Source organism: Candidatus Obscuribacterales bacterium (assembly GCA_036703605.1).
Taxonomy (GTDB): domain Bacteria; phylum Cyanobacteriota; class Cyanobacteriia; order RECH01; family RECH01; genus RECH01.
Map to the genome: position 1 here is coordinate 1 of DATNRH010000310.1, position 1,694 is coordinate 1,694.

Annotated in this window: 2 protein-coding genes and 1 pseudogene; 2 read left to right on the plus strand and 1 reads right to left on the minus strand. The window is 50.1% G+C overall.

Translation table 11 applies throughout. The features are described from left to right. Positions 1 to 90: 90 nt before the first annotated feature. Positions 91 to 660, plus strand: a complete 570-nt coding sequence (locus V6D20_06490) for a TniQ family protein (GenBank protein HEY9815435.1) — start codon at positions 91 to 93, stop codon at positions 658 to 660. A gap of 153 nt (positions 661 to 813) precedes the next feature. On the opposite strand, the gene V6D20_06495 is transcribed toward V6D20_06490, so the two are convergent. Further along, positions 814 to 1,128, minus strand: coding sequence for a hypothetical protein (locus V6D20_06495; protein HEY9815436.1), 315 nt, complete (start codon positions 1,126 to 1,128; stop codon positions 814 to 816). A gap of 55 nt (positions 1,129 to 1,183) precedes the next feature. Between V6D20_06495 and V6D20_06500 the strand changes: the two are divergent. Next, positions 1,184 to 1,366 (plus strand): annotated as a pseudogene (locus tag V6D20_06500) (hypothetical protein). Positions 1,367 to 1,694 lie beyond the last annotated feature (328 nt).

Genomic DNA, 1,694 nt, shown 5'->3' on the forward strand with positions numbered 1-1,694 from the left:
TTGCAGCAGGGCCAGACCCGCATCGAACTACCCTTACTCAGACAAGTCGTCAAAGAATGCTCCCTAGCCATCAAATAGAGCAGACGCCTTATGACGTGTTCCAACACGAACCACCCCAACCAAAGCACTCAAAACACTCAAACCCAATCGTCTCAAAACACTGCCACTCCCACTCAATCTATCCGTCCTTGGTTATTTGAAGTAGAGCCTTATCCCGACGAAAGTTTCAGTCACTTCCTCGGGCGCTTTCGCCGCGCCAATTGCCTGAGCGGAAGTCATCTGTCATCGATGCTAGGAGAGCGATCGCACGTTGTAACGTATTGGGAAAGTCCGTCCCGTCAGCGTCGTCCCAACCGATTGCAACTGCAGCAGCTTTCCCAGATGAGTGGCGTGGCGATCGCACGACTTCAGCAGATGTGGTCAAGTGCCGACACCCGATTGCATTGGCCCACCCGCCTGTGTCCAGATTGTTATGCCCATAAACCCTGGCATCGGTTGAGCTGGCAACAAGCCGAACACCCACAATGTGACCAACACCCGCGATCGCTACTATCTTGCTGTCCGCGATGTGAGCATCCCCTTCGCTTACCCAGCCAATGGGCGATCGGCGAGTGCGATCGCTGTCAGTTACCCTTCTCGCAGATGGCACAAAGAGGGTAATTGAAGTCCGTGATAGAGCAATAGAGTAGACTGAATCGGAATTAGGAAAAGCAATCAATTCTTAGCCCGAAACCAATCGATCTTATAGCTACTACATCTATTTGGATGCCGAGCAACTAATTGCCGATGAGGTCTAGTGCCTAAGACGTGTGACTAGGGAAGAAGTCGAATCGACCAAATCATTTGTCGTCCGCCTGTTGGCTCATGTGTGGTTTGAAACTGTTGTTTGAGCTGCTTCAGCCGTTGTTCCTGTTCGAGGATGTCATTTGGGTAGTCCCACTGTCCAACCGTTAACGTGCGAGAAATAACAGCCGAGTCGAGTTTGAGTGGCGTCCTATCGAGCTCTGCACAAGCCTCAAAGAAGGCCGGTTTGAGCGATTCAATTTGGGACGCGATCGCAGCCAGTTGCATCCGAAGCGTCACCATGTCGTCAATGATCGCATGAGCGTTTTGTGTTGTTGTGTTCATAAAAGCATTCAAGAGTGTGTTCCCATCATCTAGTCCGCCAAGAAACAGAGACCTAACCAAGTCTCCGGAGCTTCAGCCAGCTGAGCGGTTGTGGCCGCTGACCCATGCAGCGATCGCCACCCGCAGTGTTGAGTCGTTAGATGAATTAGAAGCTATCACGTCTCATCAGTGTTGGGTGGCGATGGAACGTCCGTTTGGCAGGCTGTGGAGGATGTTGTTATGGGAGAGTAGCCGTTGAGCAGAACCTAGCCCCTGCCCAGAAAAACGGTTACTTATTTATGAGCGATCGCGTATACGCGTATGCTTAAAGATAAGAACTGTGGTAGCGAAATAGATCCATTGAGTAAGTAAAGCGTTGATTGTTTCGAGGTGAGTTGCGGCATGGTGCCGAGGTGTCCAAAGAGCGATCGTGGGCTTGGGTTACTGTGGTGCATGAGATTTTGGGTAGTCTGTTCGATAGCAAAAGAGATAGATTGTAGATACATTAGTGCAAGATGCATAAGGTATTCAGGTAAGGTGTGTGCATTAAAATAGGTAAGTGAGATGTGTTAATGGCAATGGTAGGA